Consider the following 23711-nt stretch of genomic DNA (forward strand, 5'->3'; position numbering starts at 1 on the left):
TCGCGAATGCGGTGTGTCAGTCACCATCATGCTGAATGACGAACCGCATTCGCGAGCAAGCCCGCTCCCACAGGGTATGCGTTCCAACGTTAATGCGAACAATCTGTAGTACTTATCCTCTTTTCTGGCGGGCAGATTCCTGTTTCCCTGCGCGCACTGGTTTTTCGCGACTACCAGTTGAACAGCTCGCAGGCATTGGCCGTGCTGGCGGTGGCCAATTGTTCAGGGTTGATCGCCATGATGCCGGCCAGTGCCGAGCAGATCGCCGGCAAGTGCGCCGGGCTGTTGCGTTGGCCGGGGAACATGACAGGTGCCATGTCCGGGGAGTCGGTTTCCAGTACCACCGAGTCCAGTGGCAACTCGGCCAGCACCCGATGCATGCGCAAGGCCTGAGGCCAGGTCGCGGCGCCACCGAGGCCCAGTTTGAAACCAAGCTTGATGTATTCCCGCGCCTCTTCCTTGCTGCCGGCGAAGGCGTGGATGATGCCTGCGCGTTTCAAACGAAAGCGTTTGAGGGTAGCTATCACCGCGGCATGACTGCGCCGCACATGAATCAGCGCCGGCAGATTGAAATCCACCGCCAGTTGCAGCTGCGCATCGAACAACGCCTGCTGGCGCTCGCGATCAAGGGTTTCGATGAAGTAGTCCAGACCGATTTCGCCCACGGCGCACAACTGCCGATGACCGGCCAGCCGAGTCAGCCATTCGCCGAGAACCGTCAGGTCCTCAGGACGATGGTCATCCAGATACACCGGATGCAAGCCGAACGCTGCATGCAGATCAGGATCACTCAAAACCAGGTCCCAGACCCGCTGCCAATTACCCTGGTAAACCCCCAGCACCACCATCCGCCGTACCCCGAGGGCGCGGCTTTCGGCCAACAACGCCGTGCGATCGGCGTCGAAGTCCGGAAAATCCAGATGAGTGTGGCTGTCGATCAGCTCCACGGTTCAGTCCTGGCGAATGCGCTGCTTGAACGTCCGCGCAATGGCGAGCACGCCGGGTTGGTAGTCCGACTGTTCGATGGCGGCCAGGGCCAGTTCCAGGGCTTTGTCGGCGATCAACTGATGCTGCTGGGCCATGGCGTTGACCGGCAACGGCAGGAAATCCAGCAACTGCGTATCGCCGAACGTGCCGAGACGCAGCGGCCGGGTTTTCAGCGGGAAGTCGTGCAACGCGTCGAACACGCCTTGAAGCAGCACGTAGGACGTGGTCACCAGCGCATCCGGCAAATGCCCCAGACGCTGGAGTAATTCTTCCATCAGTTGCTTGCCGCACTCGCGGCTGAACGACTCGCCCTGTTCGATCAGGATTTCGCCTTTGAACCCGGCCAGCGCCTCTTTGAAGCCCGCCGTCCGCTCCTGGCTGATGCTCAGCTCGGGACGGGCGCCGATCAGGGCGATTTGCTTGGGCAATGGGTCGAGCAGGCTGCGGGTCAGTTGCAGGCTGGCCTCGCGGTCGTCACTGATCACCGAGCAGAAATGCTCGGGTTCCATAACCCGGTCGATGGCGATGATTGGAATGCCTTTGGCCTGCAACTGGCGATAGCTGTCATCATCGGTCGGCAGGCAACTGGCGACGATCAAGGCGTCGCAACGCCGGGCCCGGAACAGTTTCAGCAGTTGCCGTTCGCTGTCCGGTGCATCATCGGAGCTGGCGATCAGCAACTGATAGCCGCGCGCCCGGGCGCCTTGCTCCAGGAGTTTGGCGATCCGCGCGTAACTGGGGTTTTCCAGGTCCGGCAGGATGAACCCCAAGGTGCGGGTATGCCGACTGCGCAGCCCGGCGGCTTGAGGGTTGGGTGTAAAGCCATGTTGCTCAACCACGGCACGCACACGCTCGACGGTAGCGCTGCTGATGCGTTGCTGTGCGGCTTTGCCATTGATGACATAACTGGCGGTGGTTACGGACACACCGGCCAACTGTGCGATATCACTGAGTTTCAACTCGGGATTTCCTTGTTTTTTCGAGCTTGCCCCGACATTTTCGCCAATCCTACCTGATTCAGGCAGGCAACCATTGTCGCAGCGCATCCGACCAGTTGGACTTCAAGGATGAGACATTATCGAGTAACGTGCCAAACTTTCTAGATTAAACGTTTCAGCAAGCGTATTTTCTACGTTATAGGTGCCTTTGGCCGGTTCTGCCGCGAAACTGCCAAAAGTCATGATCAAGCGCCTAAGCTGAAACATTCAAAACAATACCTGGCACCCCAAGGGCGCCAAAAAGGAGAAAGCATGCTCGAGCTCACCATAGAGCAGATATCCATGGGCCAGTCGGCTGTGGATAAGTCAGCCGCGTTGCACCTGCTGGCCCAACATCTGGTCGCCGATGGCTTGGTCGCCGAGGGTTATCTCGCCGGTTTGCAGGCGCGTGAAGCCCAGGGCTCGACCTTTCTCGGTCAAGGTATTGCCATCCCCCACGGTACTCCGGAAACCCGCGATCAGGTGTTTTCCACTGGCGTGCGGCTGATGCAATTTCCTGAGGGCGTGGACTGGGGCGATGGCCACATTGTCTACCTGGCGATTGGTATCGCTGCCAAATCCGATGAACACCTGCGTCTGCTGCAACTGCTGACCCGTGCCCTCGGCGAGACCGATCTGGGCCAGGCCCTGCGTCGCGCCAGTTCCGCCGAAGCGCTGCTGAAACTGCTGCAAGGCGCGCCGCAAGAATTGGCGCTGGATGCCCAGATGATCGGCCTCGGTGTGTCCGCCGATGACTTCGAAGAACTGGTCTGGCGCGGCGCGCGTTTGCTGCGTCAGGCCGATTGCGTGAGCAACGGTTTCTCCGCCGTGCTGCAACAAGTCGACGCGCTGCCGTTGGGCGATGGCCTGTGGTGGCTGCACAGCGAGCAAACCGTGAAGCGTCCGGGGCTGGCCTTCGTCACGCCGGACAAACCGATGCGCTACCTAGGTCAGCCGTTGAGCGGTCTGTTCTGCCTGGCCAGCCTCGGCGAAGCGCATCAGGCCTTGCTCGAACGCCTGTGTGCGTTGCTGATTGAAGGCCGTGGCCACGAATTGGGCCGCGCCACCAGCAGTCGCAAAGTCCTCGAAGTACTGGGCGGTGAAGTGCCTGCCGACTGGCCGAGCGCGCGCATTGCCCTGGCCAACGCCCACGGTTTGCATGCGCGCCCGGCGAAGATCCTCGCGCAACTGGCGAAAAGTTTTGAAGGCGAAATTCGTGTGCGCATCGTCGATGGCCAGGACAGCGCCGTGTCGGTGAAGAGCTTGAGCAAGCTGCTCAGCCTTGGCGCCCGTCGCGGTCAGGTGCTGGAGTTCATCGCCGAACCGAGCATCGCCGCCGATGCCTTGCCGGCGTTGCTGGCAGCCATCGAAGAAGGTCTCGGTGAAGAAGTCGAACCGTTGCCAGCCGTCAGTCAGCAGCGCGAAGTGTTTGCCGATGTCGCCGAAGTGTTGCTCGCGCCAAAGTCCGGCAGCCTGGTCCAGGCCATCGCCGCCGCGCCGGGAATCGCCATCGGCCCGGCGCACATTCAAGTACTGCAAGCCATCGATTATCCGCTGCGCGGTGAATCCGCCGCCGTCGAGCGCGAGCGTCTCAAGCAAGCGCTGACCGATGTCCGTCGCGACATCGAAGGCTTGATCGAACGCAGCAAATCCAAAGCCATTCGCGAGATTTTCATCACCCACCAAGAGATGCTCGACGACCCGGAATTGACCGATGAAGTCGACACGCGCCTCAAGCAAGGCGAAAGCGCCGAAGCGGCGTGGATGGCGGTGATCGAAGCCGCCGCTAAACAACAGGAATCGCTGCAAGACGCCTTGCTCGCCGAGCGCGCTGCTGACTTGCGCGATATCGGTCGCCGGGTGCTGTCGCAACTTTGCGGCATTGAAACCCCGAGCGAACCGGAGCAACCGTACATTCTGGTGATGGACGAGGTCGGTCCATCCGACGTCGCCCGTCTCGATCCAGCGCGGGTGGCCGGCATTCTCACTGCCCGTGGCGGCGCCACCGCCCACAGCGCCATCGTCGCCCGCGCCCTTGGGATTCCGGCGCTGGTCGGCGCCGGTGCCGCAGTGTTGCTGCTGGCACCGGGCACGCCGTTGCTGATTGATGGGCAACGCGGTCGCCTGCATGTCGACGCCGATGCCGCAACCTTGCAGCGTGCCACTGAAGAACGCGACACCCGCGAGCAGCGATTAAAAGCGGCGGCCGAACAACGCCACCAACCGGCGCTGACCACCGACGGTCATGCAGTCGAAGTGTTCGCCAACATCGGCGAAAGCGCCGGTGTGACCAGTGCGGTAGAGCAGGGCGCCGAAGGCATCGGCCTGCTGCGTACCGAACTGATTTTCATGGCGCACTCGCAAGCACCGGACGAAGCTACTCAGGAAGTTGAATACCGTCGCGTCCTCGATGGCCTCGCCGGTCGTCCGCTGGTGGTGCGTACCCTTGATGTCGGCGGCGAACAAACCGCTGCCGTATTGGCCGATCGCCAAGGAAGAAAACCCGTTCCTCGGTGTGCGCGGCATTCGCCTGACCTTGCAACGTCCGCACATCATGGAAGCGCAGTTGCGCGCGTTGCTGCGTGCGGCGGACAACCGTCCATTGCGGATCATGTTCCCGATGGTCGGCAGCGTTGATGAGTGGCGTCAGGCCCGGGACATGACCGAGCGCCTGCGTCTGGAAATCCCGGTGGCAGACCTGCAACTGGGGATCATGATCGAAGTGCCGTCGGCAGCATTGCTGGCGCCGGTTCTGGCCAAGGAAGTCGACTTCTTCAGTGTCGGCACCAACGACCTGACGCAATACACCCTGGCCATCGACCGGGGGCATCCGACCTTGTCGGCCCAGGCGGACGGCTTGCACCCGGCGGTGCTGCAACTGATCGACATCACCGTGCGCGCGGCCCATGCCCATGGCAAGTGGGTTGGCGTCTGTGGCGAACTGGCGGCGGACCCGCTGGCGGTACCGGTGCTGGTCGGCCTCGGTGTGGACGAACTCAGCGTCTCCGGCCGCAGCATCGCCGAGGTCAAGGCGCGTATCCGCGAACTCAGCCTGGCCCAGACTCAAACGCTCGCTCAACAGGCCCTGATCGTGGGCAGCGCCAATGAAGTGCGCGCATTAGTGGAGGCCCTGTAATGGCCAAGATTTTAACCCTGACCCTCAACCCGGCGCTGGACCTGACCGTCCAGTTGCCACGGTTGGAACCCGGTCAGGTCAACCGCAGTGACGAGATGCACACCCACGCCGCTGGCAAAGGCGTGAACGTGGCCCAGGTGCTGGCCGATCTCGGGCATCAACTGACGGTCAGCGGTTTTCTCGGTGAAGACAATCTTCAGGCGTTTGAAACCCTGTTCGTCAAACGCGGTTTTGTCGACGCGTTCATTCGCGTGCCAGGAGAGACTCGCAGCAACATCAAACTGGCGGAAAGCGACGGGCGCATCACCGATATCAACGGCCCAGGCCCGCAAGTCAGTGAAGCGGCGCAGCAAGCGTTGCTGGACCGACTGGATCAGATCGCGCCGGGGCATGATGCCGTTGTCGTCGCCGGTAGCCTGCCGCGAGGCGTTAGCCCGCAATGGTTGCAGGCGTTGATCGCTCGCTTGAAAAACCTCGGTTTGAACGTGGCGCTGGACACCAGCGGTGAAGCATTGCGTGCAGGGCTGGCGGCCGGTCCATGGCTGATCAAACCCAACACCGAAGAGCTTGCGGATGCGCTCGGTTGCGAAGTGATTTGCGTAGCTGCACAAGCCAAAGCCGCGAGCCGCTTGCACGCTCAAGGTATCGAGCATGTGGTGATTTCCCACGGCGCCGAAGGGGTGAACTGGTTCAGTGTCGGCGCGGCGATGCATGCCACGCCGCCCAAGGTCAGTGTGGCCAGCACGGTGGGTGCGGGCGATTCGTTGCTGGCCGGCATGCTTCACGGTTTGCTCAGTGCCGACACGCCTGAACAGACCCTGCGCACCGCCACGGCGATTGCCGCGATGGCCGTCACGCAGATCGGTTTCGGCATCAGTGATGCCGCGCAATTGGCGCAGCTCGAACAGGGCGTGCGCGTGCGCCTCCTGACAGAACAATAAGAGGGGTTGTCATGAAGTTAGCCATTGTTACGGCCTGCCCGAACGGTATGGTCACCAGTGTGCTGTGCGCGCGGTTGCTTGACGCCGCCGCCCAGCGTCAGGGCTGGAGCACTTGCGTCGAAGTGAACGACGCGGCACATCCGGAACGCCAGTTGTCGGCGGCCACCATTGAGTCCGCCGAATGGGTGCTGCTGGTGACCAGCGCGCCAGTGGACATGGCCCGATTCGTCGGCAAACGCGTATTCCGCAGCACCCCGGCCCAGGCCCTGCAAGACGTTGAAGTCGTGCTGCGCCGTGGCGCGGAAGAGGCCGAGATTTACGTCGCCGCTGAAGCAGTCGCCGAGCCTGTCGTGGCCGCTAAAAACGCCCCGCGCCTGGTCGCGATCACCGCGTGCCCGACCGGTGTTGCCCACACCTTCATGGCTGCCGAAGCCTTGCAGCAAGCGGCCAAGCGTCTGGGCTACGACCTGCAAGTGGAAACCCAGGGCTCGGTCGGCGCGCGCAATCCGCTGAGTGCCGCAGCGATTGCCGATGCTGACGTGGTGCTGCTGGCTTGCGATATCGAAGTCGCCACCGAGCGTTTCGCCGGCAAGAAGATTTACCGTTGTGGCACTGGCATCGCGTTGAAACAAGCCGAAGCCACGCTCAACAAAGCCCTGGCCGAAGGCAAGCAGGAAACCGCTTCGAGCGGCGCCAAAGGCCCGGCCAAGCAAGAGAAGACCGGCGTCTACAAACACCTGCTGACCGGTGTGTCGTTCATGCTGCCGATGGTGGTGGCGGGCGGGTTGATGATCGCGCTGTCGTTTGTGTTCGGCATCACCGCGTTCAAGGAACCGGGCACGCTGGCGGCCGCGCTGATGCAGATCGGCGGCGAGACTGCGTTCAAGTTGATGGTGCCGTTGCTGGCGGGCTACATCGCTTACTCCATTGCCGACCGTCCGGGCCTGGCGCCGGGGATGATTGGTGGCTTGCTCGCGAGTACCTTGGGCGCCGGTTTTATCGGCGGGATCGTTGCCGGTTTCATCGCCGGTTACGCGGCCCAGGCGATCAATCGTTATGCGCGGTTGCCGCAGAGCCTTGAAGCGCTGAAACCGATTCTGATCATCCCGTTGCTGGCGAGTCTGTTCACCGGGTTAGTGATGATCTACGTGGTCGGCAAACCGGTGGCGGGGATGCTCGAAGCGTTGACGCATTTCCTCGACAGCATGGGAACCACCAACGCGATTCTGCTCGGTGTGTTGCTCGGCGGCATGATGTGCGTCGACCTCGGCGGACCGATCAACAAGGCTGCTTACGCGTTCTCGGTCGGGCTGTTGGCGTCGCAGAGTTATGCACCGATGGCCGCGACCATGGCCGCCGGTATGGTGCCGCCGATTGGTCTTGGGATTGCGACGTTTATTGCCCGGCGAAAATTTGCCCAGACCGAGCGCGAGGCCGGTAAAGCGGCGTTGGTGTTGGGGCTGTGCTTTATCTCTGAAGGCGCGATTCCGTTTGCCGCCAAAGACCCGTTGCGGGTGATTCCGGCGAGCATTGCTGGCGGCGCGCTGACCGGTGCGTTGTCGATGTACTTCGGCTGCAAGTTGATGGCACCGCACGGCGGGTTGTTCGTGCTGATGATCCCGAATGCGATCAACCATGCGCTGCTTTATTTGCTGGCGATTGTGGCGGGGAGTTTGCTGACTGCGGTGGCGTACGCGGTGCTCAAGCGACCGGAAGTGGTGGAGTTGGCTCTGGAACCAGCCAAGGCCTGACACCCAGCCCCTGTGGGAGCGAGCTTGCTCGCGATGACGGTTTAACATTCAGCATTGATGTTGTCTGACACGCCGCTATCGCGAGCAAGCTCGCTCCCACAGGGGATCGCGTTTCACACGGGCGTCATGCGCACATGCTTTAGTTTCCCTTTTACAGGGAGAACACCATGAGCGAATTCAACCTCGGTCGCCGTCGTGTCATGCAAGCGGTCGGCGCTGGTTTGTTGCTGCCGGGCCTGGCCCCGGCGGTGATTGCCTCGGTCCAGGATCGGCCGCAACTCACCGACGGCGTGCAGTCCGGCGATCTACTGGGCGACCGAGCGATGGTCTGGAGTCGCAGCGACCGTCCGGCGCGGATGGTGGTGGAATGGGACACCCGCAGCCTGTTCACCAACCCGCGTCGTTTTGTCTCGCCACTGGCAGACGCCCGCACCGATTTCACCGCTCGAGTTGAACTCAATGGGCTGCCAGATGCCGACCAGGCGATTTTCTATCGAGTGCACTTCGAAGACGCCCAAAGTGGTGCCGCCAGTGAACCCTGGTTCGGCCACTTGCGCAGCGTGCCGACGGCCCGTCGCGACATTCGTTTTGTCTGGAGCGGCGACACCGTCGGCCAGGGCTTCGGCATCAACCCGGACATCGGTGGCATGCGCATCTACGAAGCCATGCGCCTGCGCCTGCCGGACTTCTTTATCCACAGCGGCGACACCATCTACGCCGACGGCCCGGTGCCGGCACAGCTTGTTACTGAAAGTGGTCGGGTGTGGCGCAACATCACCAGCGAAGCCAAGAGCAAAGTCGCCGAAACCCTCGACGAATATCGCGGCAACTATCGCTACAACCTGATGGACGAAAACATCCGCCGCTTCAACGCTGAAGTGCCGCAGATCTGGCAGTGGGACGACCATGAGGTGGTCAACAACTGGTCGCCGGGCAAGCAGTTGGACGACCGCTACAAGAGCAAAGATATCCACAGCCTGGTCGGCCGCGCGCGGCAGGCCTGGCTCGAATACGCGCCGATGCGTTTGCAAGCCGCCGACAACGGCGGACGGATTTATCGCAAGCTCAGTTACGGGCCGATGCTTGATGTGTTCGTGCTCGACATGCGCAGTTATCGTGGGGCGAATGACGACAACCTGGGCGGGGAGAAGCCGTTCCTCGGCCGCGAGCAACTGGACTGGTTGAAGGCCTCGTTGAAAGCTTCAAACGCGCAATGGAAAGTGATCGCGGCCGACATGCCGATTGGTCTCGGTGTGCCCGATGGTGAAGTCAGCCCAGGTGTCACCCGTTGGGAAGCGGTGGCCAATGGTGACCCGGGACCGGCTCAGGGCCGCGAGCTGGAAATCGCCGAGTTGCTCGGTTTTCTGCGCGCCCAGCAAGTGCGCAATTTCGTCTTCCTGACTGCGGATGTGCATTACTGCGCTGCGCATCACTATCACCCGGAGCGTGCGGCGTTTCAGGATTTTGAGCCGTTTTGGGAGTTTGTCGCCGGGCCGTTGAATGCCGGGAGCTTCGGGCCTAATCCGCTGGATAAAACCTTTGGGCCGCAAGTGGTGTTCGAGAAAGCACCACCGGCGCAGAACACCTCGCCATTTGCCGGGTTTCAGTTTTTTGGCGAGGTGAATATTGATGGGCAGAGCGGGGAGATGAGTGTGGTGTTGCGGGATTTGGATGGGGTGAGTGTGTTTGAGCAGAAGCTGGCGCCGGTTTGATACTTTCAGGCAGGGCGTAGATCAACGGTGGGAGCGGGCTTGCTCGCGATGACGGCTCAACATTCAACAGAGATGTTGGCTGTCAGACCGCTTTCGCGAGCAAGCCCGCTCCCACAGGGAGGGTGTGTTTTCAGTAAACGTCGCGGCGGTAGCGGCCTTGTTCGATCAATCGATCGACTTCTTCGATCCCCAGCACTTGGTTGAGCACGTGATCCACGCCCGAAGCCATGCCTTGCAAGCTGCCGCAGATGTAGATCACGGCGCCGTCGGCCAGCCATTTTTTCAGCTCGGCGGCGGATTCGCGCAGGCGATCCTGGACGTAGATTTTCTCGGCCTGATCCCGGGAAAACACTAGGTCCAGCCGCTCCAGGTCACCTTCAATCAGCCAACCTTCCAGCTCATCGCGACACAGGAAGTCGTGCTCGCGATTGCGCTCGCCAAACAACAGCCAATGCCGTTGCTGCCCATCGGCAATCCGCGCCTTGAGCAAACTGCGCAGCCCGGCGAGGCCCGTGCCGTTGCCCAGCAGGATCATCGGCACCGGTTCGTTCGGCAGGTGGAAACCGCTGTTGCGCCGTACCCGCAAACTGATGCTGCCGCCCACTGGGGCGTGTTCGGTCAGCCAGCCGGAGCCGATGCCGAGACTGCCGTCGGGATGCAGTTCCTGGCGCACGATCAGTTCCAGCACGCCGTCGGCGGCAATCGAAGCAATCGAGTATTCACGCATCGCCAACGGCACCAACGCCTGCACCAATGCCTGGGCGTGCAGACCAACCAGATGTGCCCGGTTTTCGGGCAGTTGTCGACTGGCGAGGGCTTGATCCAGCGGTTGCGAGAGGCCGTCGAGTTCTACACTGGCCCGGCCATCAATCCCCAAGCCATCGAGGAAATGCTCGATCGCCCACGTGCAATTGCGCGGCATGACTTCCACCAGATCACCGGCCAGCCAACTGCTGGTGCTTGGGGCAATCAGACCCACCAAGTACACCGGCGAGCCGCAGCTGTCCGGGTTGAGCAGTTCGCGCCGGGCCAGCGTCCAGTTGTCGTAGCTGGGCGCTTGCCAGGTATCCACAGGCGCCTGTCCGGTCAGCAGGCCAAGTTGCTGCTGCCAGTGACGCAAGGCGTAGGGGTCGCCGCTGTCGACTTCCACCGGGGCAAACAGGGTCTTGCCGCCGTGTTCGCCGAGCCAGGTGTGCAAGCGCCGGGCGAAGCCGCAGAAGTGCTGATACTGTCGATCACCGAGACCAAGCACCGCGTAGTTCAAACTCTCAAGGCTCAACGCCCGACCCAGCACTTTGCGCTCAAAACCACGGGCGCTGTCCGGTGCTTCGCCGTCGCCGAAGGTGCTGACCACGAACAGTGCATTGCTCGAATCACGCAGATCCTGTTCGCTGACATTCGCCAGCGGCTGCACCTTCACCGGCAAGCCTGCGGCCTGCAATTGCCCGGCAGTCTGCCAAGCCAATTGCTCGGCAAACCCGCTCTGACTGGCGAAGCCGATCAGCCAGGCAGGTGCGTCGCCGCCCGGTTGCACCAGGCCTTTGCGCGCGTCCTTGATCTGACGCTTTTTGCGTCGACGATCCAGGTACAGCAACCAGCCCGTGACGAAAAACAGCGGCATGGTCAGCGCGGTGATCGTCAGGATGATCCGCCCGACAATGCCGAAGTAACTGCCCGTGTGCAGCGCATAAATGCTGGTCAGCAATTGCGCCTTGAGGCTCTTGTCACTGTAGCGATCATGACGTTTGGTGATCCCGGTCGCCGGATCCAGGGTGATCTGGTTCAGCGCGCGGTCATGGGGCGAGGTATTCAACAGGTAGAACACCGTGGCCGGTTGGCCAGCCACCGGCGGCATGCGGATGTTGTAGGCGGACAGGTGCGGGCCGGCGGCGCTGTAGATGCTGCTCCACATCGCGGCGTAATCGGCAGTCGGTGCAGGACCGCTCGGCGCCGGCCCGCGGTTGCGAACCCGCTCGTTTTGCGGTGCGTCGGACAGCAGTTTGGTCAGGCCTTGGTTGTACCACTCATAAGACCAGGACAACCCGGTCAGCGCGGCCAAGAGGTAAAACACCAGGCACCAGGTGCCCGCCACCGAGTGCAAGTCCCAGTTGAAGCTGCGGCCCTTTTTCTTCCAGTCCAGGGTCAGCCAGGCTCGCCAGTTCTTCCATTGGCGCGGCCAGCGCAGGTACAGGCCTGAGAGGCAGAAAAACACCAGGATCAACGTGCACGCGCCAGTGATTTGCCGCCCGGTATCGCCCATCGCAAGGAAGCGGTGCAATTGCAGCATCAGGCCGAAGAAGTCCTGGCCGGTGACGTCGCCCGTGAACTCGGCGGTGTACGGGTCGAAATAACGCATCTCGCCGCGACGCTCGCCCGGCGGCGCCGTGAAGATCACCCGCGCAGCGTTGCCGCTGTCGGTCTCGACCCAGAGCATCGAGACTTTTTTGCCGGATGCGGCTTCGATGCGCTCGACCAGTTCGGCGGGCGGGAGGACGCCGGCGACCTGTTTCTCGACCTGCAGCACAGAGGGATTCAACGCCCGCAGGATTTCATCCTGAAACGACACCGTTGCTCCGGTGATGCCCATCAAGGCCAGGATCAGCCCGGCGCTGATGCCAAAAAACCAGTGCAACTGGAACAGGGTTTTCTTCAACACGTCGCTCGCCTTGTTCGTTCGAAAGTAATCATCACGGCGCGCATTATGCCGTGGGTTGTCGAGAAACATTCTTTATTACGCACAAAAGCCCCGTTCACTTGGATGAACGGGGCCTGTTGCTGATTACCGCCGTTGTCCGCACCCCATGTGGAAGCGGGCTTGCTCGCGAAAGCGGTGTGTCAGGCAGCATTGATGTCGACTGACACTCCCTCTTCGCGAGCAAGCCCGCTCCCACAGGGGATTGCGGTGTGACCAGCAATCAGAAGTGGAAGTTGGCGCTCAGCAGTGCAGTACGACCTGCTGCAACGTGGGCATAGTGCGTCTGGAACACCTGGTCAAAATAACGCTTGTCGGTCAGGTTCTGCACGTTGAGTTGCAGGTCGACGTTTTTGGTCAGGGCGTAGCTGGCCATTGCGTCGTAACGCCAGTAGGACGGGATCTCCACCGAGTTGGCTACGTTGCCGAACTGCGAATCGACGAAGGTCGCGCCGCCGCCGACGGTCAACTTTTCCGGGATCAGGTCGTAAGTCGACCACAGGGTGAAGTTGTTCCGTGGGGTGCTTGGCATATGGTTGCCTTTGTCGGCCGCGAGGGTGGTCTTGACCACTTCGCTTTCCATGTAGGTGTAGCCGCCGAAGACTTTCCAGTTACGGGTCAGTTTGCCGGTGTAGGTCAGTTCCAGGCCGTTGACGGTTTGTTCGCCGTCCAGCACTTGGGTGGTGGCGCCGTCCGGATCGTCGATACGGGCGTTGGTTTTCTCGGTGCGGAACAGCGCAGCGGTCAGCGACAGGTCGTCACCGAAGAAGTCCCACTTGGTGCCGACTTCGTAGTTGCGGTTCTTTTCCGGCTCCAGGTCGCTGTTGTTCGCCGCCAGTTCCATGCTGCCGTTACCGCTGGTTTCACCGGCCGGGTTGCTGGAGGTGGAGTAGGCCGCGTACACGCTGCCGTTAGGCAACGGGTTGTAGACCACGCCGATCTGGTAGTTCAGCAGGTCGCTGGTGTTCTCCCGGGAGAAACTGCCCGCTGGCGTGGTACGGCCCGCATTGGCGTAGCCGCTGGATTCTGTCTGGTAGTTGTCGTAACGCAGGCCCAGGTTCAGGGACCATTGTTCGTTGAACTTCAGGGTGTCGAACACATAGGCGGCAGCAGTTTTTGTGTCGGTGTCGGTGAAAGCGTTGCTGTCGGTGATGGTGCCCGACCAGTTATCCCCAGGCGTCGGCTTGTACAGGTTGGTGCAGTCGCCGGCGTTGAACAGCGCGCGGTTGCACGTGGTGCCGCTGGCGGTCGAGGTCAGGATGTACGGGCGGTTGTGGGTGTCCTGATAAGAGAACTCCAGGCCGGTGACCAGGCTGTGTTCGATACCGGCGGTATTGAACTTGGCGCTCAGGTCGGTCTGGTTGACCCAGCCGCTGGACGTCGAGTTACGGCTTTTCGCGCCACGGTACACACTGCCGTTGGCCACGTTGCCCTTGCTGTCGTCAGGGTTGCTGACGATGTAGTCCAGGGTCGAACGGGACATGCGGAAACTGTTGGAAACGGTCAGGTCATCATTCAGATCGTGCTCGATCTTGATGGTGCCGCTGTCATCACTGGTCTCACGATAGTCGCGACCGGTGAGGCCGTAGAAATTGTCGCGATTGACGTTGGCTGGTTTGTCGACCTGGTACTTGCTGCGGTTCGGGCTGAGGGTCAACGGGATGCCGTAGTCCGGGATATCGTTGCTCTCGTTGTGGTAGTAACCGACGATCACGCGGGTGTCGGTGCCCAGGCCGAAGGAGAAGGTCGGCGCCACGCCCCAGCGGCTGACGTCCACGGCGTCACGCCCGGCGACGTTCGCTTCGTGCTTCATCAGGTTCAGGCGGAAAGCCGAGGTGTCGTTGATCTGCTGGTTCAGGTCGAGGGTGGTGCGCTTGGTCTGGTCCGAGCCCCAGGTGAAGCCGCCGTTGTAGAAATTGCCGAGTTTTGCGGTCTTGCTGATCAGGTTCAGGCTGCCACCGGTGGAGCCGGCGCCGGTGAAGGCCGAGCCTGGGCCTTTGCTGATTTCGACCGATTCAACGTCGAAGATCTCGCGGCTCTGGGACGCCGGATCGCGCATGCCGTCGATGAACACATCGCTTTCAGCGTTGAAGCCGCGAATAATCGGACGGTCGCCGGCCGGGTTGCCACCTTCGCCGGCACCAAAGGTGATGCCCGGCGTGGTGCGCAATGCGTCGACCAGACTGGTAGCGCCGGTGTCGCGGATCACTTGCTGCGGGATCACGGTCACGCTTTTTGGCGTTTCGCGAAGTGGCGCGGTGTACTTCTTGGAGGCCGAGGTATCGGTTTTGTAGGAGGTGTCTTCCTGGTCGCCAACAACGCTGGTGGCGTCGAGGGAAATCGCATTGCCCGGAGCCTTGTCGTCGGTCTTTTCAGCAGCGAAAACCATGTGGCCAGCGGAGCCGGCGGTGATCGCCATGCCAATCGCAGAGGCGAGCAAGCGCGGTGAACTGACGGGTGATTGTAGTTGTTGGCGTGACATTTGAATTCCCCTCCCCAAGGATTTGAGGCCGCGGAATATAGGGTAAACAAGTATCTGTATCAATTGCGAAACGTTGCTATTCGTGACGAATTTACATTCTTTACAATTTGACCTTACGGTTTTTGGTGTCTCGTTCGTCTATGGGGTTTTACACGGGCAATAAGAATCAATACCATTGGCGCTCCTCTGTTTTCAGGTGTCGTCCCCATGTTGCTGCACATTCCCGGCGTGTTCGCGAAAGAAGAAGTGCAGCGCATCCGTGAGGCGCTGGAACAGGCCGATTGGGCCGACGGCAAAATCACCGCCGGCTTTCAGTCGGCCAAGGCCAAGCACAACCTGCAACTGCCGGAAGGTCATCCGCTGGCCAAGGAAATCGGTGCGGCGATGCTTGAGCGGTTGTGGAAAAATCCACAGTTCATGTCAGCGGCGTTACCGAGCAAAGTCTTCCCACCGTTGCTGAACTGTTACACGGCGGGCGGCAGTTTCGACTTCCACATCGACAACGCCGTGCGTCAGCCCAAGGGCAGCATCGAGCGCGTGCGCACCGACCTGTCGGCGACGCTGTTCTTCAGCGAACCGGACGACTACGAAGGCGGTGAACTTGAAATCCAGGACACCTTCGGCACTCAACGCGTCAAGTTGCCCGCCGGCGACATGGTCCTGTACCCCGGCAGCAGCCTGCACAAGGTCAACGCCGTCACCCGGGGTACGCGCTATGCGTCGTTTTTCTGGACCCAAAGCCTGGTCCGCGAAGACAGCCAGCGCGCGTTGCTGTTCGAGATGGACGGGGCGATCCAGCAACTGACCCATGACATGCCCGACCACCCCTCACTGATTCGTCTGACCGGCACTTATCACAACCTGTTGCGCCGCTGGGTCGAGGTATGAGTTATCAACTGCGTCGCGAGGAAGTGCTCGACGGTGATCGGCTCAAAGCGATGCTCGAGGAAAGCCCGGCGCGGGCCGCCCAGGCGATTTTGATCGCGGCTGGCGAAGGTGTTCTCGATGCTCAGGCCTTGCTGGGGCAGATTCTGCTGGACGGGCTGGGCATTGAGCAGGATCAGCCGCTGGCGGTGCGCTGGTTCGGGATCGCCGCCAAGGGCGGACATTTGATGGCGTGCAACATGCTCGGTCGTTGTCATGAGCATGGCTGGGGATGTACCGCTGATGCCACGGTCGCAGCGAAACATTATCGCGACGCCGCCGAGGCCGGGCTGGATTGGGCGATGTACAACTACGCCAACCTGCTGGCCACCGGTCGTGGGGTGGCTGAAGACCAGGCACAAGCGCTGAGTCTTTATCGCCGCGCCGCGGAATTGGGCCACGCGAAATCGATGAACTTGCTGGGGCGTTATCTGGAGGAGGGGTGTCATTGCCCGGTTGATCCCCAGGGGGCCGTTGACTGGTATCGACGTTCGGCGGTCGGCGGTGATTTTCGTGGTCAGTTCAGTTATGCGGCGGTGCTGGCCGACGAGGGGCACATTGAAGCGGCGCTGGGTTGGTTGCACAAGGCGTTGGCGGGAGGGAATATCAATTTTCTGCGGGTCAGCAGCGAGTCATTGCTGGATGCACCGCACCCGGAAATACGCGCCATGGCCGAGCCTTATCGGCAACGGCTGGCCGAGCTGGCCAGCCACCTGATTTAAAGACTGCGCACCGACCCCTTGCCTGAGGGACCGATGCGCAGCATGGGCTGATAATCAGCCGCGCATCCAGCGTCCTTGCAGGATATTCATGTGGGCGCGCAGCGCTTGGCAGTGCTCGATCAGACGATTGCCGATGCTCAGCATGTCTTCATTTCTGGACGGCATGACCGCCTTGAGGAACGCCGCCAACGAATCGACCAGTTTTCCGGCTTCACGCACATAAACCTCTCGGTGCGGCACGACTTTCTGAGTGTCATTGAGCTGCCGGGTCTTGTCGTGGACGTCCCGCAGCTGGGTTTTCAGCGAAGTGATTCGCTCCTGTCGCTGGTCGATCCGGGTCTGGATGATTTGCCGGGTTTTGAGCAAGTCCCTGTACTTGGTCAGTTCGTTGGCTTCATCGAGGAATTTGTTCGCCACAATCAGCCCGGCCTTCATGGCGGCGGTTTCAGGTGTTTCGGGCTTGTTGCCGATCAGCGCAGTGAGTTGTTCCAGCAAGGGCTTGAGGCGATCGATAAAACTCACCTTTTCGAAGACCTTGATGGCTTCGTTCAAGATATCTTCATCGCCGCGCAGGGCGTTCAGGGGCACTTGCTCTGCGCTCAATTCCTTGTCCAGGCTGACCTGTTTGTCTGCCAGTTCTGCCAGCCTGAACCGGTTGTTGCTGATGGTGATGCTCTGGACATTGAACACGCCGATTTGCAATGTCGAGTGCAAATTCGAAATCTGATCAGTGCACAGCTCCATCAACTGGTTCGCCGTTTTCGAATAGATTTTAATGGCGTTTTTCACACTGGCGTCGGCTTCACGAGCGTTCAATACAGCAAGGGCTTCGAGGTTTTCTTGAAGATCCTCGGTTTCCAGGACGGTGATTGCCGATGTAATCGCGTTGGCGACCAGTTGGTCGGTGCTGCTGACGGCGGCATTTAATCCGACCAGCTCATTGCTCAGCGCTTTGATGTATAGGTTGGAGGAGCCGACAATCGATTGATAACGAATCGATTCGCGGCTGTCGCGAACAAGGGCGAAGTCGGGGGTAACATAATGTTGGGTGCTCATAGGGAAATCCTTTTCCTGTTTGTATGTGGATTGTTTAGTCGAACGCGGTAACAAGGGCATTTGCGTTGTTTTGAATGCTTTTCCAGTTTTTCAGAATGACTTTCAGGCTGGAAACAAAGCTTCTGAGTGTGAGGAAGTCGTTAATGCCGGTTACTTTGTTTCGGGACGAATTAATGTATTCGGATGTCGAGATCCATAAGGTTTCCAGTTGCGCTGTGCTGGTAATGGCGCCTTCCACGTAAGTAATCAGGCTGTCCAGCTCACTATGAAGTTCAAGCAGTGTTCCGGCGAGAATGTTTTTCTGTTTGATTGTTTCCGTGAGTTGTTCCCGTTCTCTGATTAGAGGCGACAGCTGCACTTTCTGCATGTCGGCAACCAGCCTGTGGTGGAGCGAGCCCAGCGGGTTGATAAAACCCATGACGTGGTCGAAAAAGTTAGGCGATGTTTCTCTGGTCTTTTCGTCTATGCGCTTCTGGGTTTCATCAATTTTCTGATTCAGTTGGGTAATTTGTCGATTAATCTCTTCGTTGCTGGCCAGCTTCAGCTTTGAGCCAATACCCATGTGTACTTCTTCGGAGAGTTCAACCTTGAAATACTTCAAGCGTGCCAGAACGTCCATGCTGCTCAGCTTCTTGTCATCGATGGAGCTGGCGATGAACGTCAGGGAATCCTTGATGGAGCCAAAACGGTTTTTCTCTGTTTTGCCGATTTCCAGCGGTGGAAGGCTATTGATTTCTTCCTCGCTCATATCTTTGATAGTGCCGGTGTAGTTTTGGTAACCCGGCATTGTCACAATGGCATCAATGATGTCTTGCCCGAAACTTTCCAGATCCTCGGAAAATGCGGAAAGACTTCCGCCTACACGCTTCATGGACGACTCGATGTCTCTCCACGAGTTCGCGTTATTGATGATTTTGTGATACAGGCTGACAACGTCGTACGGTTCCAGGCCAACAATGTTGGTCTTTTTGGTTCTTAGTTGTTGTTCGACTTCTTCAATGGTGGTCGGCAGTGCCTTGGCGGTCGCAATATAATGTTTGATTTTGCGAATGTCGTCTTTTGTAATGATGGGGGTTGAGGTGTTGTTGCTCATTTGCATTTTTCTAATTCCTTTTAGAGTTTGCGTTGAGTTCTTAGGGTAATAGTGTTTTTGAATAAGTGTATGTTTAGTCTGTAACTGTTTTTTAGTTATTGTTTGTCGGGGTTAAGTAATAACGGCGCCCATAAAAAAACCCGTGATTAATCACGGGTTTTTTTATGGGGTTTGGCGTTTACACGTAAAACGACTTCAGCGGCGGGAAGCCATTGAATTCAACGGCGCTGTAACTGGTGGTGTAGGCACCGGTCGACAACCAGTACATACGATCACCAATGGCCAGGTTCAGCGGCAAACCGTACTTGTAGTTCTCGTACATGATGTCGGCGCTGTCGCAGGTCGGGCCGGCGATGACGACTTCTTCCATCTCGCCTTTCTTCTCGGTCCAGATCGGGAACTTGATGGCTTCGTCCATGGTTTCGATCAGACCGGAGAATTTGCCCACATCCGTGTACACCCAGCGCTCTACCGCAGTACGGGATTTACGCGCGACCAATACCACTTCGCTGACCAGGATACCGGCGTTGGCGATCAACGAACGGCCCGGTTCCAGGATGATTTCCGGCAGGTCGTCGCCGAAATCTTCCTTGAGGAAACGGATGATTTCTTCAGCGTAGGTTTCCAGGCTGTTGGTGCGGGTGATGTAGTTGGCCGGGAAGCCGCCGCCCATGTTGATCAGCTTCAGGTGAATGCCGTCTTCTTCTTTCAGGCGTTCGAAGATCACTTTGACCTTGGCGATCGCTGCGTCCCAGACGCTGATGTCGCGTTGCTGCGAGCCGACGTGGAACGAGATGCCGTAAGGCACCAGGCCCAGGTCACGGGCTAGGATCAGCAAGTCCATGGCCATGTCGGTCTGGCAGCCGAATTTGCGCGACAAAGGCCAGTCAGCAGTGGTCGAGCCTTCGGTGAGGATGCGCACGTAGACTTTCGAACCCGGTGCAGCCTTGGCGATGTTGCGCAGGTCGGCTTCGGAGTCGGTGGCATACAGACGCACGCCCTTCTCGTAGAAGTAGCGAATGTCCTTGGATTTCTTGATGGTGTTGCCATAGCTGATGCGATCCGGGCCGACGCCCTGGTTCATCACTTTGTCGAGCTCGTAGATCGACGCGATGTCGAAGTTCGAGCCTTTCTCTTTGAGCAGGTCGATGATTTCGACGGCCGGGTTGGCCTTGACCGCGTAGTAGACCTTGGCGAATTCGAAACCGGCACGCAGGTCGTCATAGGCCTGGCTGATCATCGCGGTGTCGATCACCACGAACGGGGTTTCTTGTTTGTCGGCAAACGCCTTCATTTTGTTGAAGGTTTCACGCGCGAAATAGTCTTCGACGTTGATCGACATGCTGGGAACTCCTACTGGCAAACTAGATTAATCAATGGGTGCAAATGAACGTCCTCCGTATCCCCACTTTGGTTCGCCTACTTCCCAAGGCATGTCGCCGAAAGCAAAAAGGCCATGGGAAATGGTGCTTCCCTTGGCCTTGCTGTCTCGTCGTCAGTACTTGAGCCGGATGGATCGTTTCCAGCATGGACGTTCGGCGCGAACTTTAGGGCGTGAGGGGCTTGAGATCAACAAAAATGTCGCGTTTTTACACGCTTCCGTCGTGCGGTCCCGGACAGCTACTGATGTAACCGACCTGCATGACAGTGTGATGTTCCCGTAGAAGGGAGATTTGAAGGGGATTGGATGGCCCTTGTGGCGAGGGAGCAAGCTCCCTCGCCACAAGGGCACTGGTGCCTCAGACAGATCAGGCGACTGCAGCCTCAGCCGGCGAAACAATGCTGGTCTTGCCGCCACGGGACTTACCGGAGCTCAAATACTCGGCAATCGACTCCTGGGTCACTTCCCCCAGGAACACCCGCTCGGCATCCATCACCGGCAGCCACGAGCGATTGAACTCGTACATGCGCGACAGCAGGATGCGCAAATGTTCGTCGAACGCGGCCGTGGCGTTGAACTCGCGAAGGTATTGCGCACAGGTGCCGGTCTGACGGTGCAGGTCGCGACGTCGTACGTAACCCAGCGCCTTGTTGTCGGAGCAAGTCACCACGACATAACGACGGTCCAGTTCGTCCATCAACTCCAGGGCCTCGGCCACCGGGGTTTCCGGGCTCACCGACGGTGCGTTGTCCGCAGCGTCTTCGGCTTTCACCAGCAACAGGCGCTTGAGCGTGCTGTCCTGGCCGACGAAGTTGCTGACAAAGTCATCCGCCGGGTGCGCCAGCAGTGTGTCCGGGTGATCGATCTGCAACAGCTTGCCGGCGCGGAAGATCGCAATCTTGTCGCCGAGCTTGATGGCTTCGTCGATGTCGTGGCTGACCATGATCACGGTCTTGTTCAGCGCGCGTTGCATCTCGAAGAACTCGTTCTGGATCATTTCGCGGTTGATCGGGTCGACCGCGCCGAACGGTTCGTCCATCAACAACAGCGGCGCATCCGCCGCCAGCGCACGAATCACGCCGATCCGTTGCTGTTGACCACCGGACAACTCACGCGGGTAGCGAGTCAGGTACTGCTTGGGTTCGAGCTTGATCATGCTCATCAACTCGCGGGCGCGGTCGTGGCATTTCTGTTTGTCCCAGCCCAGCAGGCGCGGAACGATGGTGATGTTTTCCTCGATGGTCATGTTCGGGAACAGACCGATCTGCTGGATCACATAACCGATGTTGCGACGCAGGGTCACCGCGTCGAGGTCGGTAGTGTCTTCGCCGTTGATCAGGATCTTGCCCGAAGTCGGCTTGATTAACCGGTTGATCATCTTCAGCGTGGTGCTTTTGCCGCAACCCGATGGCCCGAGGAACACACAGATTTCGCCTTCATTGACGGTCAGGCTTACCGAATCCACGGCTTTCACATCTTTGCCGTTGCTTTGGAAGGTCTTGCTGAGGTTTTGAAGTTCGATCATTTCAGGAGTCCTTTTGGAGTCAGCGAGCGTTGCAGCCATTGCAGAAGCAGGTCGGCGAAGATGGCCAGGAGACTGACCAGCACGGCGCCGACGATCAGCATCGACATGTCGCTGCGGCTGATTGAAGCGAGAATAAGTACACCGAGGCCACCGGCGCCGATGGTCGCGGCGATGGTCATGACACCAATGTTCATGACCACGGCGGTGCGCACGCCAGCCAGGATCACCGGCACCGCGATCGGCAGTTCGACCATGCGCAAGCGCTGATAGAACGTCATGCCGATGCCGCGAGCGGCTTCGCGAATGCCGGGTTCGACACCGGTCAGCGCCAAGTAGGTGTTACGCATGATCGGCAACAGCGAGTAGAGAAACACGGCGGTGATTGCCGGCATCGGGCCCAGGCCCTGGCCGAACTTGGAGTAAAACGGCAGCAGCAGGCCGAACAGCGCAATCGACGGCACGGTCAGCAGCACCGTGGCGCTGGCTTGCAGTGGGCCGGCCAGCGACGGGAAGCGCGTCATCAGCACGCCCAGCGGTACACCAACGAGGATCGCCAACGTCACAGCGATGCCGACCAACGTGATGTGCTGCCAGGTCAGGTGCAGGACCAGCGGCCAGTCGAGATGGGAAAAGGCGTTCAGAAATTCCATGGCTTTTCCTCCTCAGTTGATCGGGTGCTGGCGCAGGAAATCTGCGGCAACGGATGAAGGGCTTTCGTGATCGACATCGACCCGCGCGTTGAGCTGGCGCATGGTCGCGTCATCGAACAGTTCCGCCAGTGGCTTGAGTTCTTCGGCAAGCTTGGGATGCGCGTCGAGGTAAACCTGACGCACCACCGGGGCGGCGGTGTAGTCCGGGAAGTAGTGCTTGTCGTCTTCGAGCAGTTTCAGCTTAAAGGCGTTCAATCGACCGTCGGTGGTGTAGACCAGACCGGCAAACACTTGGCCGTTACGCAAGGCGGTGTAAACCAAACCAGCATCCATCTGCCGGATGTTTTTGCGGGTCAGGTTCATGCCATAGAGCTTGACCATGCCGTCCAGACCGTCGGAACGGTTGGCGAACTCGGTGTCCAGCGCCACCAGGTGATTGTCCTTCTGCTCAGCCTGCAACACCGTGTTCAGCTCGCTGATGGTGTTGATCTGCGGATAAGCCTTGGCGGTGGTTTCCGGCAGGGCCAGGGCGTAGGTGTTGCTGAATTTCGACGGCGTGAGCCAGACCAGGCCTTTTTTCGCGTCGAGTTCTTTCACCCGGGCGTAGGACTGTTCGCTGTCGAGCTTTTCAGTGACGTGGTTGTAAGCCACCAGCGACACGCCGGTGTATTCCCACATCAGATCGAGCTGGCCACTTTCGTGAGCGCTGCGGGCCAGGTTACTGCCCAGACCGCCGGTCACCTGGGTGTCGTAACCCTTGGTGCGCAGGTATTGGGAAGTGATTTCCGCGAGCAGGGTTTGTTCGGTGAACACCCGGGCGCCGATGCGGATCACCGGTTTTTCAGCGGCTTGGGCAAATCCTGCGAACAGCAGGGCGCAGCCTAGTAATAGGGTCAGTCTTTTCATAAATATTCCTTTGCCGAGGCTTAAGACGGGCGTAGGCCGCGTTCGAGCCAGAGGCGGCTGGCGAGTGTCACCAGACCGTCGAGCAGCAAGGCCAGCAGGGCGGTGCAAGCGGCGCCGAGCAGCAGTTGCGGCTGATTGTTCAGGGCGATGCCAGGGAAAATCAGGCTGCCCAGGCTGTTGGCGCCGATCAGGAACGCCAGCGGTGCGGTCCCGACATTGATCGCCAGGGCCACGCGCACACCACCGATGATGATCGGCACCGCGTTCGGCAGTTCGACCCGCCACAGCACTTGAGTCGGGGTCATGCCGATGCCGACGGCCGCTTCCTTGAGTGAACCCTGGACGTTTTTCAGGCCTTCATAGGTGTTGCGCACGATCGGCAACAGCGAGGCGAGGAACAGGGCGAAGATCGCGGGGCCGCTGCCGATGCCCAGAATCCCCAGGGCGATGGCCAGTACGGCGAGAGGCGGAACGGTGTTGCCGATGTTGAAGATCTGCATGAAGCGTTCAGCGCGGCCAACCATGGTCGGGCGGCTGAGGAAGATACCGGCGGGGATGCCCACAACGAGGGCGGCCAGCATGGAGACAAGGACGAGAATCAAGTGAGCTTGCAGGTAAAACAATAAATCGTCGCGGTAATGTTCGATCGTGTTGATGCCAATCCAGTGGACCAGCAGGGCCAGGAGTGCGACGACAACCGCACCTCCTATAAGCCCCTTGCCATAGCGAATCGCCACAGGCGGACTCCTTTTTCTTAGTCGGCGAACGCAGTCCTT

16 protein-coding genes and 1 pseudogene are annotated in these 23711 nt (G+C 59.6%); 6 read left to right on the plus strand and 11 right to left on the minus strand.

Annotation, left to right across the window (positions count from 1 at the left end):
- Positions 1-170: 170 nt before the first annotated feature.
- Together RHM58_RS12960 and cra are read right to left on the minus strand one after the other, a co-directional pair.
- Positions 171-947 (minus strand): TatD family hydrolase, encoded by a 777-nt coding sequence (locus tag RHM58_RS12960; RefSeq protein WP_201256487.1) that lies wholly within the window; start codon positions 945-947, stop codon positions 171-173.
- Positions 948-950: 3 nt separating this feature from the next.
- Positions 951-1946: a catabolite repressor/activator gene (cra, locus tag RHM58_RS12965; protein WP_201200495.1), complete on the minus strand. Its 996-nt coding sequence runs from the start codon at positions 1944-1946 to the stop codon at positions 951-953.
- Positions 1947-2237: 291 nt separating this feature from the next.
- Here cra and ptsP point away from each other — a divergent pair.
- The 4 genes and pseudogenes from ptsP (at position 2238) to RHM58_RS12985 (ending at position 9504) form a co-directional block, all read left to right on the plus strand.
- Positions 2238-5100 (plus strand): annotated as a pseudogene (gene ptsP / locus RHM58_RS12970) (phosphoenolpyruvate--protein phosphotransferase).
- The gene (pfkB, locus tag RHM58_RS12975) at positions 5100-6041 is read left to right on the plus strand and encodes a 1-phosphofructokinase (RefSeq protein ID WP_201200499.1); all 942 of its coding nucleotides are present in this window, start codon (positions 5100-5102) and stop codon (positions 6039-6041) included. Before ptsP ends, pfkB begins: the two are co-directional and overlap by 1 nt.
- An 11-nt stretch (positions 6042-6052) precedes the next feature.
- Complete coding sequence (locus RHM58_RS12980) at positions 6053-7792, plus strand: PTS fructose-like transporter subunit IIB (RefSeq protein ID WP_201200501.1); 1740 nt, start codon at positions 6053-6055, stop codon at positions 7790-7792.
- A gap of 167 nt (positions 7793-7959) precedes the next feature.
- A complete protein-coding gene (locus RHM58_RS12985; RefSeq protein WP_322270531.1) occupies positions 7960-9504 on the plus strand; it encodes an alkaline phosphatase D family protein in 1545 nt (514 codons plus the stop codon).
- Between the two features lie 130 nt (positions 9505-9634).
- Here the strand turns inward: RHM58_RS12985 and RHM58_RS12990 are convergent, their stop codons facing one another.
- Together RHM58_RS12990 and RHM58_RS12995 are read right to left on the minus strand one after the other, a co-directional pair.
- Positions 9635-12160: a PepSY domain-containing protein gene (locus RHM58_RS12990; RefSeq protein ID WP_201200508.1), complete on the minus strand. Its 2526-nt coding sequence runs from the start codon at positions 12158-12160 to the stop codon at positions 9635-9637.
- 259 nt (positions 12161-12419) lie between these two features.
- Positions 12420-14678 (minus strand): TonB-dependent receptor, encoded by a 2259-nt coding sequence (locus RHM58_RS12995; protein WP_322270532.1) that lies wholly within the window; start codon positions 14676-14678, stop codon positions 12420-12422.
- A gap of 207 nt (positions 14679-14885) precedes the next feature.
- Between RHM58_RS12995 and RHM58_RS13000 the strand changes: the two genes are divergently transcribed.
- Positions 14886-15566, plus strand: coding sequence for a Fe2+-dependent dioxygenase (locus RHM58_RS13000; RefSeq protein ID WP_322270533.1), 681 nt, complete (start codon positions 14886-14888; stop codon positions 15564-15566).
- Positions 15563-16324, plus strand: a complete 762-nt coding sequence (locus tag RHM58_RS13005) for a tetratricopeptide repeat protein (protein WP_201256169.1) — start codon at positions 15563-15565, stop codon at positions 16322-16324. Before RHM58_RS13000 ends, RHM58_RS13005 begins: the two co-directional genes overlap by 4 nt.
- Before the next feature lie 54 nt (positions 16325-16378).
- On the opposite strand, the gene RHM58_RS13010 is transcribed toward RHM58_RS13005, so the two are convergent.
- The 7 genes from RHM58_RS13010 to RHM58_RS13040 form a co-directional block, all read right to left on the minus strand.
- Positions 16379-17380, minus strand: a complete 1002-nt coding sequence (locus RHM58_RS13010; RefSeq protein WP_201256168.1) for an alpha-xenorhabdolysin family binary toxin subunit B — start codon at positions 17378-17380, stop codon at positions 16379-16381.
- Positions 17381-17414: 34 nt separating this feature from the next.
- The gene (locus RHM58_RS13015) at positions 17415-18479 is read right to left on the minus strand and encodes an alpha-xenorhabdolysin family binary toxin subunit A (protein ID WP_322270534.1); all 1065 of its coding nucleotides are present in this window, start codon (positions 18477-18479) and stop codon (positions 17415-17417) included.
- Positions 18480-18651: 172 nt separating this feature from the next.
- Positions 18652-19815, minus strand: a complete 1164-nt coding sequence (locus tag RHM58_RS13020) for a type III PLP-dependent enzyme (RefSeq protein ID WP_201194372.1) — start codon at positions 19813-19815, stop codon at positions 18652-18654.
- Positions 19816-20221: 406 nt separating this feature from the next.
- Positions 20222-21379: a betaine/proline/choline family ABC transporter ATP-binding protein gene (locus tag RHM58_RS13025; protein ID WP_201256167.1), complete on the minus strand. Its 1158-nt coding sequence runs from the start codon at positions 21377-21379 to the stop codon at positions 20222-20224.
- Positions 21376-22029: an ABC transporter permease gene (locus RHM58_RS13030; RefSeq protein WP_201200515.1), complete on the minus strand. Its 654-nt coding sequence runs from the start codon at positions 22027-22029 to the stop codon at positions 21376-21378. Before RHM58_RS13030 ends, RHM58_RS13025 begins: the two co-directional genes overlap by 4 nt.
- A gap of 12 nt (positions 22030-22041) precedes the next feature.
- Complete coding sequence (locus RHM58_RS13035; RefSeq protein WP_201200516.1) at positions 22042-22935, minus strand: glycine betaine ABC transporter substrate-binding protein; 894 nt, start codon at positions 22933-22935, stop codon at positions 22042-22044.
- A gap of 20 nt (positions 22936-22955) precedes the next feature.
- Positions 22956-23672 (minus strand): ABC transporter permease, encoded by a 717-nt coding sequence (locus RHM58_RS13040; RefSeq protein ID WP_054049992.1) that lies wholly within the window; start codon positions 23670-23672, stop codon positions 22956-22958.
- Positions 23673-23711: the final 39 nt, after the last annotated feature.

It is taken from the genome of Pseudomonas sp. 10S4, assembly GCF_034344865.1.
Lineage (GTDB): Bacteria > Pseudomonadota > Gammaproteobacteria > Pseudomonadales > Pseudomonadaceae > Aquipseudomonas.